Annotated in this window: 21 protein-coding genes and 1 riboswitch; of the genes, 9 read left to right on the top strand and 12 right to left on the bottom strand. The window is 60.6% G+C overall.

What is annotated here, in order from left to right; genetic code table 11:
• Positions 1-217: 217 nt before the first annotated feature.
• Both CRO59_RS17705 and CRO59_RS17700 read left to right on the top strand, forming a co-directional pair.
• Positions 218-769: a cytochrome b gene (locus CRO59_RS17705; protein WP_047596555.1), complete on the top strand. Its 552-nt coding sequence runs from the start codon at positions 218-220 to the stop codon at positions 767-769.
• A gap of 31 nt (positions 770-800) precedes the next feature.
• Entirely contained in the window at positions 801-1,394 is a 594-nt protein-coding gene (locus CRO59_RS17700; protein ID WP_096795740.1) for a YceI family protein, read from the top strand.
• A 256-nt stretch (positions 1,395-1,650) separates the two neighbouring features.
• Here CRO59_RS17700 and CRO59_RS17695 read toward each other — a convergent pair whose 3' ends face one another.
• The 4 genes from CRO59_RS17695 to ahcY all read right to left on the bottom strand — a co-directional run bounded on the left by CRO59_RS17695 (position 1,651) and on the right by ahcY (position 7,119).
• Positions 1,651-3,522, bottom strand: a complete 1,872-nt coding sequence (locus CRO59_RS17695) for a DEAD/DEAH box helicase (RefSeq protein ID WP_097089002.1) — start codon at positions 3,520-3,522, stop codon at positions 1,651-1,653.
• Positions 3,523-3,743: 221 nt separating this feature from the next.
• Complete coding sequence (locus CRO59_RS17690; RefSeq protein WP_097089004.1) at positions 3,744-4,556, bottom strand: ABC transporter substrate-binding protein; 813 nt, start codon at positions 4,554-4,556, stop codon at positions 3,744-3,746.
• A gap of 147 nt (positions 4,557-4,703) precedes the next feature.
• Positions 4,704-5,549, bottom strand: coding sequence for a methylenetetrahydrofolate reductase [NAD(P)H] (gene metF, locus CRO59_RS17685; protein ID WP_003229047.1), 846 nt, complete (start codon positions 5,547-5,549; stop codon positions 4,704-4,706).
• 160 nt (positions 5,550-5,709) lie between these two features.
• Positions 5,710-7,119, bottom strand: a complete 1,410-nt coding sequence (gene ahcY, locus CRO59_RS17675; RefSeq protein ID WP_096795737.1) for an adenosylhomocysteinase — start codon at positions 7,117-7,119, stop codon at positions 5,710-5,712.
• A 23-nt stretch (positions 7,120-7,142) separates the two neighbouring features.
• Positions 7,143-7,241, bottom strand: a riboswitch (S-adenosyl-L-homocysteine riboswitch).
• 196 nt (positions 7,242-7,437) lie between these two features.
• On the opposite strand from ahcY, the gene CRO59_RS17670 reads away from it, so the two are divergent.
• Both CRO59_RS17670 and CRO59_RS17665 read left to right on the top strand, forming a co-directional pair.
• Positions 7,438-7,845, top strand: a complete 408-nt coding sequence (locus tag CRO59_RS17670) for an acyl-CoA thioesterase (protein ID WP_095137509.1) — start codon at positions 7,438-7,440, stop codon at positions 7,843-7,845.
• Positions 7,846-8,005: 160 nt separating this feature from the next.
• Positions 8,006-8,902, top strand: a complete 897-nt coding sequence (locus tag CRO59_RS17665) for a formate/nitrite transporter family protein (RefSeq protein ID WP_097089006.1) — start codon at positions 8,006-8,008, stop codon at positions 8,900-8,902.
• 2 nt (positions 8,903-8,904) lie between these two features.
• Here CRO59_RS17665 and CRO59_RS17660 read toward each other — a convergent pair whose 3' ends face one another.
• Entirely contained in the window at positions 8,905-10,194 is a 1,290-nt protein-coding gene (locus tag CRO59_RS17660) for a cation:dicarboxylate symporter family transporter (protein ID WP_256578457.1), read from the bottom strand.
• A 39-nt stretch (positions 10,195-10,233) separates the two neighbouring features.
• Positions 10,234-10,647 carry a VOC family protein gene (locus CRO59_RS17655; protein ID WP_027610613.1) on the bottom strand — a complete coding sequence of 138 codons (414 nt, stop codon included), beginning with the start codon at positions 10,645-10,647 and terminating at the stop codon, positions 10,234-10,236.
• A 91-nt stretch (positions 10,648-10,738) separates the two neighbouring features.
• Here CRO59_RS17655 and CRO59_RS17650 point away from each other — a divergent pair, with 91 nt between their 5' ends.
• A complete protein-coding gene (locus CRO59_RS17650; RefSeq protein WP_097089010.1) occupies positions 10,739-11,602 on the top strand; it encodes a LysR family transcriptional regulator in 864 nt (287 codons plus the stop codon).
• Positions 11,603-11,633: 31 nt separating this feature from the next.
• Here CRO59_RS17650 and CRO59_RS17645 read toward each other — a convergent pair whose 3' ends face one another.
• Positions 11,634-12,896, bottom strand: coding sequence for a sodium:proton antiporter (locus CRO59_RS17645; protein ID WP_027610615.1), 1,263 nt, complete (start codon positions 12,894-12,896; stop codon positions 11,634-11,636).
• 155 nt (positions 12,897-13,051) lie between these two features.
• Between CRO59_RS17645 and CRO59_RS17640 the strand changes: the two genes are divergently transcribed.
• Both CRO59_RS17640 and CRO59_RS17635 read left to right on the top strand, forming a co-directional pair.
• The gene (locus CRO59_RS17640) at positions 13,052-13,885 is read left to right on the top strand and encodes an EamA family transporter (RefSeq protein ID WP_097089012.1); all 834 of its coding nucleotides are present in this window, start codon (positions 13,052-13,054) and stop codon (positions 13,883-13,885) included.
• 39 nt (positions 13,886-13,924) lie between these two features.
• Positions 13,925-14,308 carry an MAPEG family protein gene (locus CRO59_RS17635; protein ID WP_027610617.1) on the top strand — a complete coding sequence of 128 codons (384 nt, stop codon included), beginning with the start codon at positions 13,925-13,927 and terminating at the stop codon, positions 14,306-14,308.
• A gap of 140 nt (positions 14,309-14,448) precedes the next feature.
• Here CRO59_RS17635 and CRO59_RS17630 read toward each other — a convergent pair whose 3' ends face one another.
• Entirely contained in the window at positions 14,449-15,633 is a 1,185-nt protein-coding gene (locus CRO59_RS17630) for a murein transglycosylase A (RefSeq protein WP_027610618.1), read from the bottom strand.
• 128 nt (positions 15,634-15,761) lie between these two features.
• On the opposite strand from CRO59_RS17630, the gene CRO59_RS17625 reads away from it, so the two are divergent.
• Positions 15,762-16,211, top strand: a complete 450-nt coding sequence (locus tag CRO59_RS17625) for a cytochrome c (RefSeq protein ID WP_027610619.1) — start codon at positions 15,762-15,764, stop codon at positions 16,209-16,211.
• 126 nt (positions 16,212-16,337) lie between these two features.
• Here the strand turns inward: CRO59_RS17625 and CRO59_RS17620 are convergent, their stop codons facing one another.
• From CRO59_RS17620 to CRO59_RS17605, 4 genes are all read right to left on the bottom strand, one after another.
• Entirely contained in the window at positions 16,338-16,733 is a 396-nt protein-coding gene (locus CRO59_RS17620) for a DUF1090 domain-containing protein (RefSeq protein ID WP_007961884.1), read from the bottom strand.
• A 95-nt stretch (positions 16,734-16,828) separates the two neighbouring features.
• A complete protein-coding gene (ligB, locus tag CRO59_RS17615; protein WP_097089014.1) occupies positions 16,829-18,505 on the bottom strand; it encodes an NAD-dependent DNA ligase LigB in 1,677 nt (558 codons plus the stop codon).
• Between the two features lie 235 nt (positions 18,506-18,740).
• The gene (gene metK / locus CRO59_RS17610; RefSeq protein WP_027610621.1) at positions 18,741-19,931 is read right to left on the bottom strand and encodes a methionine adenosyltransferase; all 1,191 of its coding nucleotides are present in this window, start codon (positions 19,929-19,931) and stop codon (positions 18,741-18,743) included.
• A gap of 18 nt (positions 19,932-19,949) precedes the next feature.
• Positions 19,950-20,945, bottom strand: coding sequence for a metalloregulator ArsR/SmtB family transcription factor (locus CRO59_RS17605; RefSeq protein WP_097089016.1), 996 nt, complete (start codon positions 20,943-20,945; stop codon positions 19,950-19,952).
• 258 nt (positions 20,946-21,203) lie between these two features.
• On the opposite strand from CRO59_RS17605, the gene tkt reads away from it, so the two are divergent.
• Positions 21,204-23,201: a transketolase gene (gene tkt, locus CRO59_RS17600; protein WP_097089018.1), complete on the top strand. Its 1,998-nt coding sequence runs from the start codon at positions 21,204-21,206 to the stop codon at positions 23,199-23,201.
• Positions 23,202-23,286: the final 85 nt, after the last annotated feature.

The raw sequence follows: 23,286 nt of genomic DNA, 5'->3' as shown, positions 1-23,286 counted from the left end.
CCTGTGGGAGCGAGCCTGCTCGCGAAGGGCTCGCTCAGACAACTCAATTCCATTGTCTGGCGACAACATCCCGCCACACTTTCCCGTTTAATCTTTCCTTAACAAGCCACTTACAGACTCTTGATCGTATTTCTCGATATTTCAAAGCAAAATTTTCCGCTTTAATTCGATAGATAACTCGCTAGTCTTGGTTCGCAGTTCTCACAGGATTTGGGCAATGCAGCTACGTAACTCTGCTTCACGCTATGGTTGGGTCAGCATCTTCATGCACTGGGGCGTGGCGCTGGCGGTCTTCGGGCTGTTCGCGCTGGGTCTGTGGATGGTGGGGCTGGATTACTACAGCAGCTGGCGCAAAGACGCGCCGGATCTGCACAAGAGCATCGGTCTGGTGCTGCTGGGTGTGATGGTGTTGCGGGTGTTGTGGCGCTTTATCAGCCCACCGCCACCGACGCTGCAAAGCTACAGCCGCATGACCCGCATCGGCGCCAAATTCGGCCACGGGTTTCTGTACGTCGGGCTGTTCGCTGTGATGCTTGCCGGTTACCTGATTTCCACCGCAGACGGTGTCGGGATCCCGGTGTTTGGCCTGTTTGAAGTTCCTGCACTGGTTTCCGGGCTACCGGATCAGGCAGACACCGCTGGGGTGATTCATCTCTGGCTGGCATGGGCGCTGGTAATTTTTTCCGGTCTCCATGCGTTGGCAGCATTGAAGCACCACTTTATCGATCGTGATGCGACCCTCACTCGAATGCTCGGTCGCAAAGCCTGAAATTCAACCTCGACTCAAAGGAAAAGAAAGCATGTTGAAAAAGACTCTGGCCGCTCTGGCAATTGGTTCGGCCGTACTGTCCGCGAACGTGATGGCTGCTGATTACACCGTCGACAAGGAAGGCCAGCACGCTTTCGTCGACTTCAAGATCAGCCACCTGGGCTACAGCTACATCACCGGTACCTTCAAGGACATCGACGGCAAGTTCAGCTTTGACGCCGCCAAGCCTGAAGACAGCAAAATCGAATTCAACGTGAAAACCGCCAGCGTGTTCACCAACCACGCCGAGCGCGACAAGCACATCTCCAGCAAAGACTTCCTGGACGTGGGCAAATACGCTGACGCCAAGTTCGTCTCCACCAGCGTCAAATCCACCGGCAAGAACGCCGATGGCAAAGACACTGCCGACGTGACCGGCGACCTGACCCTGCACGGCGTGACCAAGCCAATCGTGGTCAAGGCTGTGTTCCTGGGCGAAGGCAAGGATCCATGGGGCGGCTACCGTGCCGGCTTTGAAGGCACCACCAGCATCAAGCGCTCTGATTTCGGCAAGATGATGGATCTGGGTCCACAGTCCGACAAGGTCGACCTGTACATCTCGTTCGAAGGTGTGAAAGCGAAGTAATTTTCGCCGCCATACAAAAACGCCCCCGGTCGTAAGGCCGGGGGCGTTTTTTATTGCGGCACACTACAGATCCATTGTGGGAGCGGGCTTGCTCGCGAAAGCGGTCATTCAGTCAACATCATTGCTGACTGACCCGCCGCCTTCGCGAGCAGGCTCGCTCCCACAGGGGATATGCAGTGATTCAGGGATATTCGTGACGGCATAAAAAAATGCCCCGGCTCTTTCGAACCGGGGCATTTTTCATTGCCGCGATAACTCAGCGATTGCGGGTCAGCAAGGCTGGTTTTTCACCGCGCGGACGGGTCGGCAGTTGATCGAGCTGCTCAGGCGTCGGGAAGCGGTCTGCCTTGGACTCCTTGTGCATGATCTTCGGCCCGGTGCTGCGCGGGTTCTGCACGGCCGGTTCGGCGCGTTGCTGATCGTCGCGAGCCGGGCGGCGGTTGCGCGAGGACTCGTCACGACGGCCCTGGCCATCACGCGGAGCACCGTTGCGCGGGCCGCTGCGTTTGCCCGGTGGGGTGCCGGTGCTCGAACCGTTGCTGTTGCGCGGACCGTTCTGGCGACCTTGCGACTGACCACCGCGTGGAGCGCCTGCGCCTGCGCCTGCACTTTGTGCCGGAGCACCCGGACGGCGACCACGGCCACCGGCTGGAGCAGCTTTCGGCACGTAGTCAACGCGGTTGCCGAAGTTATCGATATCGTCGTCGAGGAACTCGTCCGGTGCACGATCAGCCGCAGCGCGTGGTGGCTGGCTCGGACGCTGTTCGCGGGCCGGGGTGCCTTCACGTGGTTTCTGCTGACGGGCAGGGCGCTCGCCGCGTTCGCCGGCGGGTTTTTCCTTGCCCTTGTCTTTGCCTTTGTCTTTACGACCGCCGCCACCGCCGCCGCCATTCGGGCCGTCGCCACGCGGGCCACGGGAGTTGCGCGGGTTGCGCATGTCCGGACGCTCGCGCACTTCAGGTTTCTCGGCCTCGATGGTGCTGGCATCGAAGCCCATCAGGTCGCCGTCGGCGATTTTCTGCTTGGTCATGCGTTCGATGCTTTTCAGCAGTTTTTCTTCGTCCGGGGCCACCAGCGAGATCGCCTCGCCCGAACGACCGGCGCGGCCAGTACGGCCGATACGGTGCACGTAGTCTTCATCGACGTTTGGCAGCTCGAAGTTGACCACGTGTGGCAACTGGTCGATGTCCAGACCGCGCGCGGCGATGTCGGTCGCGACCAGGATGCGCACTTCACCGGCCTTGAAATCGGCCAGGGCTTTGGTGCGGGCGTTCTGGCTCTTGTTGCCGTGGATCGCCACAGCCGGCAGGCCGTGTTTGTCCAGGTACTCGGCCAGACGGTTGGCGCCGTGCTTGGTGCGGGTGAACACCAGTACCTGTTCCCAGGCGCCGGCGGTGATCAGGTGCGCCAGCAGGGCACGCTTGTGGCTGGCCGGCAGACGGAACACGCGTTGCTCGATGCGCTCGACCGTGGTGTTCGGCGGCGTGACTTCGATGCGTTCCGGGTTGTGCAGCAGTTTGCCGGCAAGATCGGTGATGTCTTTGGAGAACGTCGCCGAGAACAACAGGTTCTGACGCTTGGCCGGCAGACGCGCGAGGACTTTTTTCACGTCGTGAACGAAGCCCATGTCGAGCATGCGGTCGGCTTCGTCGAGGACGAGGATTTCGACGTGGGACAGATCGACACTGCCCTGGCCTGCGAGGTCGAGCAGACGACCCGGGCACGCGACGAGGACGTCAACGCCACGGGACATGGCCTGGACTTGCGGGTTCATGCCGACGCCGCCGAAGATGCAGGCGCTGACGAATTTCAGGTCACGGGCGTAGATCTTGAAGCTCTCGTGAACCTGGGCCGCGAGTTCGCGGGTCGGGGTCAGGACCAGTACGCGCGGTTGGCGCGGGCCATGACGCTGGGATTTGTCCGGGTGACCGTTGGGGAACAACCGCTCCAGGATCGGAAGGGCGAAACCGCCGGTTTTACCGGTACCTGTCTGTGCCGCAACCATCAGGTCGCGACCTTGCAACACGGCGGGAATGGCCCGCTGTTGCACCGGAGTAGGCTCGGTATAGCCCGCATCTTCGATGGCACGGACTAAAGCCTCGGAGAGACCGAGGGAAGCAAAGGACATGAGTAATCCTGTTTTAGTTAGGGCTTGGCCCAATGGGAGTCTTGCCTGGCGCGAATCGCGTTTAAGAGGACGCGATCCCGTCCGGTCCTGCTGCGGTTCCGAAGGCACGTCAGGAGCGCTCGCGCGGGCTGAAAGCTGCGCTGTAGCGGGTCGAGAGGCCTGTTACGGTTCCGGGCGTCCGGGCGTGAGCCTGGCGGGAACGCCGGAGTATAACAGAGCAATCACTGCGCGCTGCTTTCCTGCTGCTCAACGGTTTTGCGGCTGGCCGAAGCATTGCCCAGCGGCACGGCATCGACCGGTGCTGCGCCATAGCGTGCGCTGAGCTCGGCGTAGGCCGGTTCGCGCTTGAAACGCTTGAGTTCGGCACCGAAACGCGCCACCAGCAAGTCCATCCCGGCATTGCGTCGAACCGCCAGATATTGGCTCTGACGGCTGATGACCGTGGGGTTTTCGGTGATTTGATCGCGAATATTCAGTTGATCGAGCAAATGCTGACCCACGCGGCGATCGGTGATCAGCAAGTCGATGCGTCCGCGCAGCAGTTTGCCGAAGTTGGCCTCGTGGGTCGGTGCCGGCTCGCGGGTGAACAGTGTCGATTCGCTGAAGTCCGGGCTGTACAGATAGCCCGGCGAAGTGCCGATGGTCAGGCCTTTGAGGTCTTCGAACTGACGGAACGGATGTGGTCGGTCGTTGGCGTAGAACATCACAAACTCGACGTCCGACAGCGGTTCAATGGGATAGAGCAGGGTGGCGTCACGCTCGTCGCTGTGAAAGATGTCCAGCGCGCCGTCAGCCTGGCCGGTTTCGAGCATCGACAAGCAGCGTTTCCACGGCAGGAACTGCCACTCGACTTCGATTCCCAGACGCTTGAATACGATGGCGGTGGTTTCGTAGTCCAGTCCGAGGTTCTTGCCATCCTCTTCGTAGACGTAAGGCGCCCACGGCTCGGTGACAATACGCAGCTTCTCGCCCCGAGCGGCAAAGCTCAGGCAAGCAAAAACCAGCACGGTGAGAAACTGCGCGAAAAAAGGCATGGCTTGAGATTACGACGAGAAACGCGAAAGAGCCAGAAAGTGCCTGCACAAGCTCTAATTCGGGGATTCAAAAGCAAAAAATCGCAGCAACGACACCCCTGTAGGAGCTGCCGAAGGCTGCGATCTTTTTGATCTTTCTTTTAGTGCTTAGCGCGGCAACTTCAAGTTATTCCAGATCGCCAGACTAGGTTCAGCTTGGTTCATGGAATAGAAGTGCAGCCCCGGTGCGCCACCCTGCAGCAGGCGTTCGCACATTTCGCTGACAACTTGCTCGCCGAAGCGCTGAATGCTCTGGCTGTCATCGCCGTAGGCTTCCAGTTGCTTGCGGATCCAGCGCGGGATTTCCGCACCGCAGGCATCGGAGAAACGCGCCAGCTTGCTGTAGTTGGTGATCGGCATGATCCCCGGCACCACTGGAATATCCACGCCCAGCGCCTGCAAACGGTCGACGAAGTAGAAGTAGCTGTCGGCGTTGAAGAAGTACTGGGTGATGGCGCTGTCGGCGCCGGCGCGGGCCTTGCGCACGAAGTTGGCGAGATCGTCTTCGTAATTGCGCGCTTGCGGATGCATCTCCGGGTAAGCGGCAACTTCGATGTGGAAATGATCACCGGTTTCTTCACGAATGAATTCAACCAGTTCGTTGGCGTGACGCAGCTCGCCGCTGGTCATGCCCATGCCGGACGGCAGGTCACCGCGCAGCGCAACGATGCGCTTGATGCCGGCCGCCTTGTACTCGTTCAGCAGGCCGCGCAGGTCGTCCTTGCTGTCGCCGACGCACGACAGGTGCGGGGCGGCCGGTACTTTGACTTCGCTTTCCAGTTGCAGAACGGTGTTGAGGGTGCGATCACGGGTCGAACCACCAGCGCCATAGGTGCAGGAGAAGAAGTCGGGGTTGTACGTTGCCAACTGACGGGCAACGTTGAGCAGTTTTTCATGCCCAGCATCGGTCTTGGTCGGGAAGAACTCGAAGCTGTAGCGACGGTCTTGGGACATGGGAAATACCCTTGGAAACACGAAGCCTGTGAGGCTTGCACCGCCCATGTGGGAGCGGGCTTGCTCGCGAAAGCGGCGGGTCAGGCAACATCAATGCTGAATGACAGACCGCTTTCGCGAGCAAGCCCGCTCCCACAGGGAGAGCAGGCCGCCGCGTCAATCAGTAGCGGTAAGCGTGCGGCTTGAACGGGCCTTCGACGGTGACGCCGATGTAGTCAGCCTGTTGCTTGGTCAGTTGAGTGACCACGCCGCCGAAGCCGCGCACCATTTCCAGGGCCACTTCTTCGTCGAGTTTCTTCGGCAGTACTTCAACGGTCAGACGCTCGGCTTTCTCGGCTGGCGACAGGTCGGCGTACTTCTGGCCGAACAGGAAGATCTGCGCCAGTACCTGGTTGGCGAACGAACCGTCCATGATGCGGCTCGGGTGACCGGTGGCGTTGCCCAGGTTCACCAGACGGCCTTCGGCCAGCAGGATCAGGTAGTCGTCGTTCTGCGCGTCGAAAGCGCCCGGGCCGGTACGGTGGATCTTGTGGACCTGTGGCTTCACTTCTTCCCATGCCCAGTTCTTGCGCATGAAAGCGGTGTCGATTTCGTTGTCGAAGTGACCGATGTTGCAGACAACAGCGCGCTTCTTCAGGGCTTTGAGCATGTTCGCGTCGCAAACATTGACGTTACCGGTGGTGGTCACGATCAGGTCGATCTTGCCCAGCAGCGCTTTGTCGATGCTTGCTTCGGTGCCGTCGTTGATCCCGTCGATGAACGGCGAAACCAGTTCGAAACCGTCCATGCAGGCCTGCATGGCGCAGATCGGGTCAACTTCGGAGACCTTGACGATCATGCCTTCCTGACGCAGGGACTGCGCGGAGCCCTTGCCCACGTCACCGTAACCGATGACCAGCGCTTGCTTGCCGGACAGCAGGTGGTCGGTGCCGCGCTTGATCGCATCGTTCAGGCTGTGACGGCAGCCGTACTTGTTGTCGTTCTTGGACTTGGTCACCGAGTCGTTGACGTTGATCGCCGGGATCTTCAGCTCGCCCTTTGCCAGCATGTCCAGCAGGCGGTGAACGCCAGTGGTGGTTTCTTCGGTCACGCCGTGAACGCGGTCCAGCACCTGTGGGTACTTGTCGTGCAGCAGCTGAGTCAGGTCGCCGCCGTCGTCGAGGATCATGTTGGCGTCCCATGGCTGGCCATCTTTCAGGATGGTCTGCTCCAGGCACCACTCGTACTCTTCTTCAGTCTCGCCTTTCCAGGCGAAAACCGGGATGCCGGCGGCAGCGATGGACGCAGCGGCCTGATCCTGAGTCGAGAATATGTTGCAGGACGACCAGCGTACTTCGGCACCCAGGGCAACCAGGGTTTCGATCAGCACGGCAGTCTGAATGGTCATGTGGATGCAGCCGAGGATTTTCGCGCCCTTGAGCGGCTGCTCGGAGGCGTACTTGCGGCGCAGACCCATCAGGGCCGGCATTTCCGACTCGGCGATGATGGTTTCGCGACGGCCCCAGGCAGCCAGGGACATGTCGGCAACTTTGTAATCGTTAAAATCTGCAGGCGTGATAACAGCGCTCATGAAGAGCCTCCATTCGTAATGTATGCGAATGGGCGCCGTTGTGCGTTTAGTGTCCGGCCGTGGCCAGTCAACGCCCCATCCGAGCCTGACAGGTTGATCCTGCTGCAGCGCCCCTCGGACAGGTGGCGGGAAAACGGTAGCAAGTGAAGGTTACCGTTTTGAAACGGGGGCGATTATAGCCGTCTAGACTGATCTTCCAAAGGGTTTCTGTCGGCCAGATGAAGATCGCTAATAGCGACCATAGTAGAAGGCTCATGGAGCCTGACCGCCCGGTCTGCCAAGATGGCGCCATCTTTCGGCAAACGCTCAGGAGTGAACATGAATTTCCACACCCGCAAATGGGTAAAACCCGAAGACCTGAACCCCAACGGCACCCTGTTCGGCGGCAGCCTGCTGCGCTGGATCGACGAAGAAGCGGCGATTTACGCGATCGTCCAGTTGGGCAATCAGCGCGTGGTGACCAAGTACATTTCCGAGATCAATTTCGTCAGCGCCTCGCGCCAGGGCGACATCATCGAGCTGGGCATCACCGCCACCGAGTTCGGTCGTACCTCGATCACCCTGACCTGCGAAGTGCGCAACAAGATCACCCGCAAGAGCATCCTCACGGTCGAGAAGATGGTCTTCGTCAACCTCGGCGAAGACGGCCTGCCGGCGCCGCACGGTCGCACCGAGATCAAGTACGTCAAAGACCAGTTCAAGGAAGATGAACTGGTCAGCAACTAACACCGGCGGCGCGCCCTTCGCGAGCAGGATCACGCTGTACCTGTGGGAGCGGGCTTGCTCGCGAAGGCGGTTGTTCAGTCAGCGAAGAATCATCTGGCCACTGAACAGCCATGAACCGCCGGGGTCGTAGGTAAACACCACCCCCCACGGTTCCCACGCCATGACCACCCCGACAGACGGCAAGACCCCCAACCTCTCGACCGATGAACAGCACGAAGTCGAGAAAAACCAGCCGCCCCGCGCGGCGGTTCTGCATGAAATCATCCGCACTCAGGGCGATCAGGAACTGGAGCGCAGCATCGCTGCATTGTGGTGGTCGGCGCTTGCTGCCGGGTTGACCATGGGCCTGTCGTTGATGGGCATGGGCCTGCTCAATTCGCGCCTGCCCGAGGGCGACGAATTCAAGGTCATCGCCAGTTTCGGCTACTGCGCCGGTTTCCTCGCGGTGATTCTCGCCCGCCAGCAATTGTTCACCGAAAACACCCTGACCGCCGTTCTACCGGTGATGACCAAACCGACCCTGAAAAACTTCGGCCGGCTGATACGCTTGTGGGGCGTTGTCCTGTTCGGCAATTTGTGCGGGACGATTCTGGTGGCGTACGTGATGCTCGAGCTGCCGATCTTCGACACCAAGACTGATCACGCCTTCCTTGAAATCGGCCGCAAGGTCATGGAAAACCACGCCAGTCAGATGTTCGCCAAGGGCATCGTCTCAGGCTGGATGATCGCCACCATGGTCTGGATGATCCCGTCCATGGAGAGCGCGAAGATGTGGATCATCATCCTCATCACCTACCTGATGGCGCTGGGTGACTTCACCCACATCGTGGTCGGTTCGGCGGAAGTGTCGTATCTGGTGTTTGCCGGCGAGCTGCCGTGGAGTGATTTCTGGATGGTGTTTGCCGGGCCCACGCTGGCGGGGAATATCATCGGCGGCAGTTTCATCTTCGCCCTGATCAGCCATGCGCAGATCCGCAGCGAAAGCGGGGCGCCCAAGACGGATAAACCGAACTCCGGCAAACCCCGCGAAGATGAATCCGACAGCAAGCCCCGATAGTTTCAGGCCTTGAGCGGCGGGCTGACCGGGTCTGTCGTCGGTTCGCTTTCAGGTGCCTTGAGCTGTCCCTCCCAGCGCGCGATGACCAGCGGTGCCAGTGCATTGCCCAACACATTGAGCGCGGTGACCGGCATGTCCATCAAGCGGTAGACGCCGGCGATGATTGCCACGCCTTCCACTGGCAAACCGGCGGTGGTCAGGGTCGCTGTGAGTATGATGAACATGAAACCCGGCACTCCCGCCGCGCCCTTTGACGTCAACACCATGATCAGCACCAGCATGGCCTGATCCGCCAGACCCAGATCAATCCCGTACGCCTGGGCGATAAACAGCGTGCCCAGTCCCGCGAACAGCGAGGCGCCATCAAGGTTGAACGAGTACCCCAGTGGAATGACCATGCTGGTGATCGGGCGCGGAGCGCCATACTTCTCCATTTTCTCGATCAGTTGTGGCATCACCGTGGCCGACGCAGCACTGCTGTAAGCCAGTATCAATTCACTGCGTATTTCCCGAATCAGGTGGAAAAAGCGAATGCCGGCCATCCGCGCCACCAGCCCCAGCACGCCCAACGCGAAAAGCAACACCGCGACGTAAGTGATGCCGATCAGCTTCGCCAGCGGCAGCAACGCGCTGAGGCCGAAGCTGGCCACGGTGACCCCGATCAGGCCGAAGATGCCGATGGGTGAATAGTGCATGACCAGATGCGTGACCTTGAACATGGTGTCCGATACCGCCTGAATCACGGCGATCAATGGCGCCTTCTGCGGCTCGGGCAGCATCGACAGGGCACAGCCGAACAGGATCGCGAAAAACAGCACGGAGAGCAGCTTGCCCTGGGACATGGCCAGGACGATGTTGTCCGGCACGATGTTCACCAGAGTTCGGCCCAGGTTCTGTGTGTCCCCCGTATTCGCCAGACCAATGGCCGGTGATTGCAGGGTGCTGCTGAAGTCCGCGCCGGCGCCGGGCTGAAAAACATTGCCGACGATCAGTCCGAAGACGATGGCAATGCTGGTGATGGTAAAGAAATAAACCAGCGTCTTTATCCCGACCCGGCCCAATGCCCTGGTGCTGCCTGCCCCGGCGATGCCGACGACCATGCACGCAAAGACCAACGGTACGACGATCATTTTCATCAGCCTGATGAACAGGTCACCGGCCGGTTGCAGCAGATTGTCGATGAACCAGATCTTGTGTTCGGGAAACTGGTTGAGAAGGATGCCGACGATTATTCCGGCTGCCAGCCCGAGCATGATGCGGGTGACCAGACTGGTGGGTTTCCTGGTAGTCATGATGTGCCCCTTTTGTTGTTGTGTTTGTTGGGGTGAAGCTCAGTGTGCGAAGAGACCGTCGAAGTCCTTGAAACCCTTGACCTCGATCGGATTGCCGCTGGGATCGAGAAAGAACATCGTGCGCTGCTCGCCGGGTTCGCCGGCGAAGCGGATCACCGGAGGGATTTCAAACGTTGTGCCGAGGCGGCTCAAACGATCGGCCAGCTCCAGCCACTCCTCCAGCGGCAGGACGACGCCAATGTGCGGCATCAATACTTTGTGATCGCCAACCTGGCCGGTACGGGTCGTGGTGAAGGGCGTGCCCACATGAAGCGAGAGCTGATTGCCGAAAAAGTCGAAGTCGACCCATGTCTCGGTACTGCGGCCTTCGGTGCAGCCCAACACATCTCGATAAAAAGTCCGCGCCTGTTCCAGGTCGCAAACATGGTATGCAGCGTGAAAAGGTCTGTTCATGCGATGTCCCCAAGTGAAGGAGCGCTCAGGGTAAACAGACCGTGCGGCGGGGCATAACGACTTCGCCTTGTTCTGAGCGAAAGGAAAACTTATGGATGTACGGTTTCTGAAAAGTCTGGTGGCGGTGGTCGAGACCGGTTCGATTGCGGCAGCGGCACGGCGCGAGAGTCGCACTGCGGCGGCTATCAGTCAGCGCGTCCAGGCGCTCGAGAGATTGCTGGGTTGCACGTTACTGCTGCGTACCGCGCACGCAGCCAGGCCCTCGGACCAGTGCCTGCTGATTCTGCCGAAGATCAGGGCGATCATCGAATTGGCCCAGGATCTACAGAGCGATCTGCATCCCGATGGGTTGGCCGGTGAGCTGACAATCGGTGCAATTTCCACAGCGCTGACCGGCGTGTTACCCACCTTGATCGAGCGATTGGCGCTTGCAGCACCTGATTTGAAGCTGAAGATCACCCCGGGTGACTCGAAAAGTCTTTACGAGAAGGTGCTTGCAGGGGAGTTGGACGCAGCGATTCTGGTCAGGCCTCCATTCCAGCCGCCCAAGGCATTGGCACTGGTCGTACTCAAGGTAGAGCCGCTGATTCTGGTGGCTCCAGCCGCGTACGCCGGGCAGTCGCTGGAAACGCTGTTGCGCGTTCATCCGTTCATTCGTTATGACGCACGCTCGTGGGGTGGGCAGATTGCTCAGCGCTACCTCGATGAACACGCCATCGAGCCCAACGTGCTGTGCGAACTGGATGCGCTGGAAACGATCGTCATGCTGGTCGCGCAGGGGATGGGCGTATCGCTGGTGCCGCAGTGGGCAGGGATGAGGCTGGAAGGGATGTACGTATTACCGGTCGAGGACGGGCAGCGTCATGCGCGCGAATTGGTGGTGATGCATGGCTCGACGCCGCACCGCCCATTGGCGATGCGGCATCTGCTTGATTTGCTGTGCGGTCCGTCGTGAGGGGGGGGCACGACGGCGCTGCGGTGATACATCAGTGTGCGGGTTCAGCCACGGTCGTCGGCTCGTCACGGGTGGCGTGCTTGACCAGTTTACCGATGGTCAGACCCTGCAGCAGGATCGACGACAGCACCACGATGTAGGTGATGCTCAGCAGCAGATCGCGCTCCGGGCCCAGCGGCAGGGCCAGCGCCAGTGCCACCGAGACCCCGCCGCGCAAACCGCCCCAGGTCAGGATGCGGATGGTGCCGCGCGGCACCGTGCGCCAGCGCCGCAGCAGGACAATGGCCGGGGCCACGGTGAGCAGGCGCGACAGCAGGATCGCCAGCGCCAGCAAACTGGCCGCCGCCACGTGCGCCCAGTTGAACGGCAGCAGCAACAGCTCCATGCCGATCAGTGCGAACAGCAGCGCGTTGAGCATGTCATCGAGCAGCTCCCAGAAGCCGTCGAGGTACTTGCGGGTCATGTCGTTCATCGCCAGGTTGCGCCCCAGGTTGCCGATGATCAGACCGGCCACCACCATCGCAATCGGCGCCGAGACGTGCAGCTCGGTGGCCATCGCCGAACCGCCGATCACCAGCGCCAGGGTCAGCATCACCGTGATCTGATGCTGCTGGACGCTTTTGATCATCCGGTACACCCCATAACCGATCAGCCCGCCGAACAGCACGCCGCCAATGGCTTCGTGCACGAACAGCATGGCCGTGGCGCTGAGGGTCGGCGTCTCACCCAGTTGGGCGATGCCCAGCAGCACGGTGAACACCACCACCGCAGTGCCGTCATTGAACAGCGACTCGCCGACGATGGTGGTTTTCAGCGGCTTCGAAGCATTGGCGGTACGCAGTACGCCGAGCACTGCGATCGGGTCGGTTGGCGAAATCAGCGCGCCGAACAGCAGGCAGTAGAGGAAGCTCACGTGCCAGCCGAACAGGGCAAAGATGTAAAAAGCGAGGCTGCCGATCACGACGGTGGCAATCAGCACGCCGAAAGTGGCCAACAGGCCGATCGGCCAGCGGTAGCTGCGCAGGTCGTTGAGGTTGACGTGCAGGGCGCCGGCGAACAGCAGGAACGACAGCATCCAGTTCATCAGCAGATCGCCGAAGTCGATCTGGCCGATCAGTTGCTGCACGCGCTCTTCGAGGCCGGGATAGCCGAGCACGCTCAGGCCTTGCAGCAACAGGGAGAACATCAGCGCGGTGACCATCACGCCGATAGTCGGCGGCAGGCCGATGAAGCGGTAATTGACGAAGGTGAGAAGGGTGGTGAGGCAGATAAAAGCGGCGACAAGTTCTAGCATCCGGGCTCCATTGGATGGGGGTGGAAAGACAGCGCCCCGATTCTTCGGTGCAAAGGTTGGATGGGCTGTTTCGGGGTGGGGACACAATCATGCCCCCTCGGTTGGTCAGCCGCAGACATTGGTGTAGGGTCAACAAAAAAATCAAGGAGTGGGACGTGGCGGCGACAGTTCTGGTGTTAATGGCGGCGCTGTTGCATGCGACGTGGAATACCCTGATCAAGTTCAGTGCCGAACGGCTGCTGGTGGTGGCGTGCATGGACACGGTGGCGCTGCTGTTCGTGGCGCTGGCATTTCCATTCATCAGCCTGCCGCCGACGGGAATCTGGCCGTGGATTCTGGCTTCCGCGGCATTCGAACTGCTGTATCGCTATCTGCTGATTCAAGCTTATCGGGTCGGCGACCTCGGGCTGGTCTACCCGCTGATGCGCGGGTTGTCGCCGCTGGTGGTGCTGGCGCTGACCCTGATCTTCGCCGGCGAAGTGCTCACTGCGCAGCAGATCTTCGGGATCATGCTGATTCCGCTGGGTATGGCCTGCCTGCTCTGGCAGGGCGGTGGTGGCAAACATCTCCCTTGGTCGATGCTACCGGTGGTGGCGCTGATCGGCTTGTGCATCGGTTGCTACACCTACATCGATGGTCAGGCCTTGCGGCGCTGGTCGCATCCACTGGATTACCTGGTCTGGGTCACGCTGTTCAGCGCCTGGCCGTTTCCGTTGCTGGCGTGGGTGGCGAAACGCCCGGCATTTCTGGTGTTCTGGCGCGAGCAATGGAAGCTGGGCCTGGCGGTCGGGTTCTGCGTGTTGTTCAGCTACGCTCTGGTGCTGTGGGCGATGCAGTTGGGCTCGATTGCCGAGGCGGCGGCCTTGCGTGAGATCAGCGTGATCCTGGTGGTGCTGTTCGGCATGCGCTACCTGAAAGAACCTTTCGGCAGGCCGCGGCTCTTAGCCTGTGGGCTGGTATTGATCGGCATGCTGGTGATGAAGTTCTGACCGCCCGCCATTTCCAACACTCGAAAAAAGGACGGCGTTATGACGGTGGCTCTGTGGTGTGTATTGATCGCGATTTTCCTGCCGTATGTGTGCACGATCGTGGCCAAGGTCTCAGGCGGTTTCAGGCTCAGTGACAATCATGATCCTCGGGATTTTCTCGATAGCGTGGGCGGCGTCGCCCGACGGGCGCATGCGGCGCAGTTGAACAGCTTCGAGGTGATGCCGGCATTTGCTGCCGCAGTGATTGTTGCGCATCTGGTGGGCACGGCGCAGCTAGTGACAGTGAATGTGCTGGCGGTGCTGTTTATCACCAGTCGCCTGCTGTACATCATCTGCTACCTGGCGGATTGGGCGATCTTGCGGTCGCTGGTGTGGTTTGTCGGGATGGGGCTGATTGCTGCGTTCTTCTTTGTGTCGGTCTGAATCTCGGGTGTTGCTGCCGGCCTCTTCGCGAGCAAGCCCGCTCCCACAGGTATCAATGGCGAGCACAAATCCTGTGTACACCAAAGAACCCTGTGGGAGCGGGCTTGCCCGCGAAGGCGGTAGCTCTGGCGCCGAGGCGCTTAAGGTTTGTCTTTAACCGTATCGGCCACCTGCGGTACTTGCGGCAACGCCGCACCTTTAGGCCAGAGCATCCAGATCTGCCCCTGCTGCTTCATGTCCCCGGCCAGTTGCCCGGCAGCATCGCCGGTGCCCCAGAACAGATCCGCACGCACCTCGCCGGCAATCGCGCCACCGGTGTCCTGCGCCGCGACCGGGCGAACCAAAGCGCTGCCGTCCGGACGGGTGGTCGACAGCCACAGCAGGCTGCCCAACGGAATCACCTTGCGATCCACCGCTGCGCTGTAGCCGGCGGTCAGCGGCACATTGAGCGAGCCGCGTGGGCCTTCGTTGCTGTCCGGGTTGCGGGTGAAGAACACGTAGCTCGGGTTGCTGCCCAGCAGTTCCGGGATGCGCGACGGATTGGCCTTGGCCCAGTTGCTGATCGCGCTCATGGTCACGTCTTCTTTCTTCAGCTCGCCTTGCTCGACCAGCCAGCGACCAATCGGTCGATACGGGTGGCCGTTCTGGTCGGCGTAGGCGATGCGCAGTTGTTTGCCATCCGGCGTCTGAATCCGCCCGGAACCCTGGATCTGCAAAAACTGCAGGTTCATTGGATCGGTCAGGTACGCCACTACCGGCGCTTTGACGCCTTTGGACTCGATGGTCGCCGCGTCGTCATACGGCTTGAGCACTCGGCCTTCGAGACGGCCACGCAGGCGCTTGCCCTTCAGTTCCGGGTAAATGCTGTCCAGCGAGACGATGATCATGTCTTCCGGCACGCCGTACACCGGCACGTTCGCCACCTCGGTGGGCGTCAGGCTGCCGGGGTAGACCGGTTCGTAGTAACCGGTGATCAGACCGTTGGGGTTGTCATGCTCGGCGCGCAGTCCGAACACGTCGAGGTTCTGCTTGAGGAACGCGCGAATCTCGTTGGCGCTTTGCGGCACGTTGGCGGCTGCCGCGCAGGTGCCGCCCCAGACCGGATCAGCCTTGAGTCGGGTGCAGGCGCTGCGCCATGAACCGAAACCGGCCACCAGATCGCTGTCGGACACCGCCGGCAAGGCTTCCCAAGTGGCGCTGGAATAAGTGGCCAAGGCATGGGTTTTCGGTTTGGCAGTGTCGCCACCGGTGCAGCCGGCAAGGATTGCCAGCAGTGGCAGGGTTGCGATCAGTGGGTGACGCCAGGCCTTGAAACGGCTGTTCATGGAGTGATTCCTGTGCCGGTTGCCCAAGTGCTCCATGCGCTCCGGCAACCCGTATTTTTAATAGGGCTATTGGTGTTTGTCGGCGACGCGAGGATACTGGCCGCCGAATTCCGTGACCTGAAGCCACCATGACTCTTAAAAGAATTTCTGTTGTATTGCTGGCCTGTCTGACCTTGTCCGCCTGTGGCGGCGTCGATCCGAATTCTCCGCTGGGGCAACGCAAGGCGATCTTCAAGCAGATGCTCAAGACCGGCGAAGACCTGGGCGGCATGTTGCGCGGACGCATTCCGTTCGACGGGCCGAAATTCGCCGAAGGCGCGGTGAAGCTTGATGCGTTGTCGCATGAACCGTGGAAGCATTTCCCGCAGGTGCGTGAAGAAGATCACACCAGCGCCAAGGACGATGTCTGGCTGCGTCAGGCCCGCTTTCAGGAATTGGCCCGTAACCTTGAGGCGGCCACCGGTGAACTGGTGATCGCCAGCAAGGTTCAGCCGTACAAGGCCAGTAACCTCGGGCCTGCGGTGCAGAAGGTTGAGGATGCCTGCAGCGCTTGCCATAAAGAGTTTCGCGATCATTGATTTCTGTTGTTTGAGCTGACGCCTTCGCGAGCAAGCCCGCTCCCACACTGGATCTGTGTCGTTCACAAATCAAATGTGGGAGCGGGCTTGCTCGCGAAGAGGGCATCAAATTCCCCGCATTAACGGTTACTTGTCGATCTGGTCCAGCGCATCCTGCAGCTCTTTGCGCGACTCGGCGAGCTTGTCCTTGCGCTTGTTGATCTTCTCCGGATCGCCTTTCTTCATCGCCTTGTCGAGATCCGCCTGACGCTTGCTCACTTCGTGCTTGGCTTCCAGCACCTTGTTTTCGCGTTCTTTCTTCAGGCCGGCATCGGTGCAGTTCTTGGTCACTTCATCCAGAGCGGTTTGCAGACCGGCCTGCTGATCGGTGTTGCCCCGGGATTTCGCCTGCTCGAGCTGATTGATGATGCCCTGCTTCTTCGCGGCGCAACCGGTCAGGCCCGGTGCATCTTCGTCAGCCATCACAGGCGCGGCCAGAACGCCACAGAGAGTCAGCAAGGCAAGCGGTGCAAGAAATTTCATAAAAGCTCCATGTGCAAAGGCAGTCGGGTCGGGGGCACTGCGCTGTTTGAGCGTCTGACGGCCCTTGGGTTCCCGGCTGCCGGGGGATTGCGTGATCAGAAACCGTCGATTCCGGCGGCGCGTAATGTGTCACTCAAGGCCAGCACCTGCGGGTCGCGGAAGAATGCGCTCAATTGCGCCGCGCGGCCCGGGCCGATTCCGGCTTCTGCCTGCCATTGTTCGGTGTCGCGTTGTGCCAGCGCCTGCCACGAGTCGGCCAGTTGTGCCTGACCGGTTGGCGGTAAACCCAATGCTTTGAGCCACTGGGTGAACGGCCGTTGGCGGGCGCTGTGAAAACTGTTGATCAGACGTGCGCTGCTGCGCTCGCCGAAGCCGGCAATGTTAGCAAGCTCTGGCTCGTCGAGGGTCAACCAATCCAGCAGGTTGTTCAGGCGGCCTGTTTCCAGAAGTTTCTCCCAGGTACCGCGCCCGACATTCTGCAGCGCCAGCCCTTGCTTGCCACTGAGCCAGGTCAGGCGCGCGAGAAACTGGCTCTCACAACCGGGTGTCGGTTGCCAGCAGCTCAAGGCGTGAAAATCGCGCGTGTCGGGAATCTCGAGAGCGGCCCGTTCGGTGGTGCGCAACACCACACTGTCGAGTCGTGGAATGGTCAGCCCGGCCAGGCTGATTGCCACTTGATCACCGGGGCGGATATCCAGCGTCTGCCAGCGCTTGAGGGAGCCGGCGCTGACGCGTCTGATCTCGCGGTCATCGAGCATCACTGGCGACAACTCCAATACCGGCGTGATGCGTCCGCTGCGACCTACTTTGAAGTTCACTTTGCGCACCTCGGCCAGCGCCCGGGCAAACGGGTATTTCCAGGCGACGGCCCAGTAGGGCGCGCTCGCCTGCCAACGCTCAGCCGGTGGGCGCTGGCTCTGGCGCAGGACAATGCCGTCAGTGGCGAAGGGCAGGGGTGATCGATACCAGTGCTCACGCCACTGCTGCGCCTCTTCAAGGTTGGCGATGGCCTGACTGAATGGCGCCGTCGTGGCGAAACCCAATGTCGCCAGTGCCGCTGTTCTTTCGGGCAGATTCGCCGGCCCCTGCGGCCAGTCCCAGACGAACAGGCCGATCCCGGACGCCTGTTCTGTGCTCAAGGATTTACGGCTCATCAGCCCGGCAACGGTGGCGCGGGCGTTGACGCTGCCGGCGCTGGCTTGCACATGCTGATTCAGGCGCCGGTAGAGCTCGCCCTGCACCAGCAGGTCCAGCGGTTGGGTCAGTTGTTGCGGAATGGCAGCGATCTTTTGCGCCGACGCTGTCCAGTCCTGACCACTGACCCCGTCGCCGCGACTGATCGCTTGCTGCAACAGGCCCCGGCGGTAAATCAGTGTCACTGCGACGCCATCGACCTTGGGTTGTGCCCAGACATCCTGCCGATCCTTTAACCATGCTTGAACGGCGGCGGCTTGGTGAAGCTTGTCCAGACCGGTGTGGGCGATTGGATGCGCGACGGAGCCAGACGCGCTGCGCAACGGTTCGGGCGCTGCGGGTTGCTGGAAGCACTGGCGCCACTCGATGAGCCGCACGCGCGATTGATCGTAGAGTTCGTCGGCAATCAGCGAGCGGCCTTCGCGGTGGTAGGCGTCGTCCCATTGGTCGATCTGCTGTTGCAGAGCCGAGATTTCAACTTGCGCTTTGCCGAATGGCCAGTCGGGGCAGGCTGCATGGGCGATCAGAGGGGTGAAACTCAGCAAAAGAACTGAAAACAGGCGCAGCGTGACAAGCATTTTGAGCGTCCTTGCTCAGGGGGAATGCTTTAAGGCTAGGCGAGGATTCAGAGAGGCCCCGGGTGGGTGTTTTGCATTGTGTTTCCATGCCCAAACTCGGGTCGCCAGCACTGGCCTCTTCGCGAGCAGGCCCGCTCCCACAGGGGGGCTTTATTGATATTGGGAGGGTATTTCAGGCATGAAAAAGCCCCGCACGGCGCGAACCGTGCGGGGCTTTTTTGCCGCCGGGGAGGGCTTACAGACCAGCAGCGGAACGCAGAGCGTCGGCGCGGTCGGTTTTTTCCCAGGTGAAGGTGGAGAAGGTGTCTTCGCCAACCGTCTTGGTCTGCGGAGCACGACCGAAGTGGCCGTAGGCTGCAGTTTCCTGGTACATCGGGTGCAGCAGATCCAGCATGGTGGTGATTGCGTATGGACGCAGGTCGAACACTTCACGCACCAGTTTGATGATCTTGTCATCGCTGATCTTGCCGGTACCGAAGGTGTTCAGCGAGATCGAAGTCGGCTGAGCGACACCGATGGCGTAGGACACCTGAATCTCGCAACGCTCGGCCAGGCCGGCAGCGACGATGTTCTTGGCAACATAACGGCCAGCGTAGGCAGCCGAACGGTCAACCTTCGATGGATCTTTACCGGAGAACGCGCCACCGCCGTGACGGGCCATGCCGCCGTAGCTGTCGACGATGATCTTGCGACCGGTCAGACCGCAGTCACCTACCGGGCCGCCAATGATGAACTGGCCGGTCGGGTTGATGTGGAACTGGGTGTCTTTGCTCAGCAGTTCTGCAGGCAGCACGTGCTTGACGATCAGCTCCATCACGCCTTCGCGCAGGTCTTTGTAGGACACTTCAGGGTTGTGCTGGGTCGACAGAACAACGGCGTCGATACCGACCACCTTGCCGCCTTCGTAACGGCAAGTCACTTGCGATTTGGCGTCCGGACGCAGCCACGGCAGCAGACCCGATTTGCGAGCTTCGGCCTGGCGCTGTACCAACTGGTGCGAGAAGGTGATCGGTGCTGGCATCAGCACGTCGGTTTCGTTGCTGGCGTAGCCGAACATCAGGCCTTGGTCGCCAGCGCCCTGATCTTCAGGCTTGGCACGGTCAACACCCTGGTTGATGTCAGGGGACTGCTTGCCGATGATGTTCATCACGCCGCAGGTCGCGCCGTCGAAGCCGACTTCGGAGCTGGTGTAGCCGATGTCGCAGATCACGTCACGAACGATCTGCTCCAGATCGACCCAGGCGCTGGTGGTCACTTCACCGGCCACGATGGCAACGCCAGTCTTGACCAGGGTTTCCACGGCAACGCGTGCGTGTTTGTCCTGGGCGATAATGGCGTCCAGCACCGCATCGGAAATCTGGTCGGCGATTTTGTCCGGATGTCCTTCAGACACGGACTCGGAGGTGAAGAGGGAGTATTCGCTCATCTCGATGTTTTCCTGAATTTACCGATGGTGAGTGTCGCCAGCCGGTCGCTGAAAGTGGCGAACCTGGATCTGGAAACCATTACGTAAGCCTACATAGAGGCTGTCCCCGGGAACGAGTCCCGCAGCGGTGGCCCAACGGGCCAAATCGTCCTGTTCAAACCCCAACCACAGATCACCGCAGGCCTCCCTGGCCCAACTCTGGTTGTGGCTACATAACTCTGTCACGAGCAGGCTACCGCCCGGTTGCAGCAGGCCGGCCATGTGCTTGAGCGCTTCGGCCGGCGCGGCGAAATGGTGCAACACCATGTTCAGTACCACGCAATCGGCCTGAAGGCTGGTGCCATTCAATGCATCGGCCAATTGCAGGCTGACGTTAGCCAGCCGTTCACGTTCACATACCTGACGCGCCAGTTCGAGCATCGCCGGGCTGTTGTCCAGCGCGGTTACGGTGCCGAAGCGACGGGCCAGTTCCGGCAGGAAAGCACCATCGCCGGGGCCGACTTCAATGGCCGTGGCAGCACCATTGAAGTTCAGTTTGTCGAGCAGGGCCAGCACACTGTCACGGTACTGCGGCAGGCCTGCGATCAAGTCTTGCTGGGCGCGGAATTTCTCCGCAACCCGGGTGAAAAAGTCCTGACTGGCGGCTTCGCGTTGTCCGTGGACCTGGGCGATGCGCGTCTGCACGTCGTCCGGCAGCGCCAGATTGTCGACTTCTTCTAACAATGCGGCGTGCAACTTGCCGCCCAGCAATTCGGTGTGGGGCAGGGCGCGGCGATAGAAAATCGCGTTACCTTCACGGCGTGTCGCCACCAGATCGGCCTGGGCCAGCACTTTTAGGTGGTGGCTCATGCCGGACTGACCGATGCCGAAAATCTGCGCCAGCTCCAGTACGCCGAACGAGTCGTTGGCCAGCGCGCGCAATACATTCAGGCGCAGTGGGTCGCCACCGGCCTTGCACAGGGCCGCCAGCTCGTCGCAGTCGTCATGGCGAATGGAAGGCACGCGTAAGTTCATGGGGCAGCAGTCTAGTGACGGTGGGAAATCGCCGCAAGGGCAATATCAAAAAGTTTTGATATTGCTCCATAGATGGCACTTCTCACTGGCTGGTTAACTCTACAAACGAACAGCGGAAAGGTTTCACCAGACGAAACCGCCGTCCAGCACGGGAAAAACGCCCTCGGATGACTATCTGTCATTGCCCCGAGGCGCTCCGGTGAGGGAAAATGCCCTCCTTTTTTCCGTTTCAATCTATTCACACCCAGGAGATCAGCGATGCCTAGCCGTCGTGAGCGTGCCAACGCCATTCGTGCCCTCAGCATGGATGCCGTGCAAAAAGCCAACAGCGGCCATCCCGGTGCCCCTATGGGTATGGCAGATATCGCCGAAGTACTTTGGCGCGACTACCTCAAGCACAACCCGAGCAACCCGTCGTTCGCCGACCGTGACCGCTTCGTGCTGTCCAACGGCCACGGCTCGATGTTGATCTACTCGCTGCTGCACCTGACCGGTTACGACCTGTCGATCGACGACCTTAAGCAGTTCCGTCAACTGCACAGCCGCACCCCGGGTCACCCGGAATTCGGTTACACCCCGGGCGTCGAGACCACCACCGGCCCGCTGGGTCAGGGTCTGGCCAACGCCGTCGGCTTCGCCCTGGCGGAAAAAGTCCTGGGTGCGCAGTTCAACCGTCCTGGCCACAACATCGTTGATCACCACACCTACGTGTTCCTCGGTGATGGCTGCATGATGGAAGGCATTTCCCACGAAGTCGCTTCCCTGGCCGGTACGCTGGGCCTGGGCAAGCTGATCGCCTTCTACGATGACAACGGCATCTCCATCGACGGTGAAGTCGAAGGCTGGTTCACCGATGACACCCCGAAGCGTTTCGAATCCTACAACTGGCAGGTGATCCGCAACGTCGACGGGCACGATCCGGAAGAGATCAAGACCGCCATTGAAACCGCGCGCAAGAGCCCGCTGCCGACCCTGATCTGCTGCAAGACCACCATCGGTTTCGGTTCGCCGAACAAGCAGGGCAAGGAAGATTGCCACGGCGCCCCACTGGGTGACGCGGAAATCGCCCTGACCCGTCAGGCGCTGAACTGGAACTACGGCCCGTTCGAAATCCCGGCCGACATTTATGCCGAGTGGGATGCCAAGGAAAAAGGTCGCGCTGCCGAAGCCGAGTGGGATCAGCGTTTCGCTGCCTACTCCGCGGCGTTCCCGACCGAAGCCAACGAGCTGATCCGTCGTCTGAGCGGCGAACTGCCGGCTGACTTCGCGGAAAAAGCCTCGGCCTACATTGCTGAAGTGGCGGCCAAAGGCGAAACCATCGCCAGCCGTAAAGCCAGCCAGAACACCCTGAACGCGTTCGGCCCGCTGCTGCCGGAACTGCTCGGCGGTTCGGCTGACCTGGCCGGTTCCAACCTGACCCTGTGGAAAGGTTGCAAAGGCGTCAGCGCTGAAGACGCCAGCGGCAACTACATGTACTACGGCGTGCGCGAATTCGGCATGACCGCGATCATGAACGGCGTGTCCCTGCACGGCGGCCTGGTGCCTTACGGCGCGACCTTCCTGATGTTCATGGAATATGCGCGCAACGCGGTACGCATGTCGGCGCTGATGAAGAAGCGTGTGATCCACGTCTACACCCACGACTCCATCGGTCTGGGCGAAGATGGCCCGACGCACCAGCCGATCGAGCAACTGACCAGCCTGCGGACCACGCCGAACCTCGACACCTGGCGTCCAGCCGATGCCGTTGAATCGGCAGTGGCCTGGAAAAATGCGCTGGAGCGTAAGGACGGCCCTTCGGCGCTGATCTTCTCGCGTCAGAACCTGCAGCACCAGGAACGCGATGCCGGCCAGATCGCCGACATCAGCCGCGGTGGTTACGTGTTGAAGGACTGCGCAGGCGAGCCTGAGCTGATCCTGATCGCCACCGGTTCGGAAGTCGGTCTGGCCGTTCAGGCCTACGACAAGCTGACCGGGCAAGGCCGCAAGGTGCGCGTGGTTTCCATGCCGTGCACCAGCGTGTTCGATGCGCAGGACGCCGGCTACAAGCAATCGGTTCTGCCGTTGCATGTCAGCGCACGTATTGCGATCGAAGCGGCTCACGCCGACTTCTGGTTCAAGTATGTGGGTTTGGAAGGTCGCGTGATCGGCATGACCACCTACGGCGAATCGGCTCCGGCTTCGGCACTGTTCGAAGAGTTCGGCTTCACCCTGGAAAACATCCTGGGTCAGGCTGAAGAGCTGCTGGAAGACTGATCTGGAAAAGATGTCGTCTGAGCTGACGCCTTCGCGAGCAGGCTCGCTCCCACATTGGAATGTATTTCCCTGTGGGAGCGAGCCT

It is taken from the genome of Pseudomonas sp. LAMO17WK12:I5 (assembly GCF_900215165.1).
GTDB classification, from domain to species: Bacteria; Pseudomonadota; Gammaproteobacteria; order Pseudomonadales; family Pseudomonadaceae; genus Aquipseudomonas; species Aquipseudomonas putida_A.
Note: the sequence above shows the minus strand (reverse complement) of the source record. Positions and strands in the feature narration are given on the sequence as shown.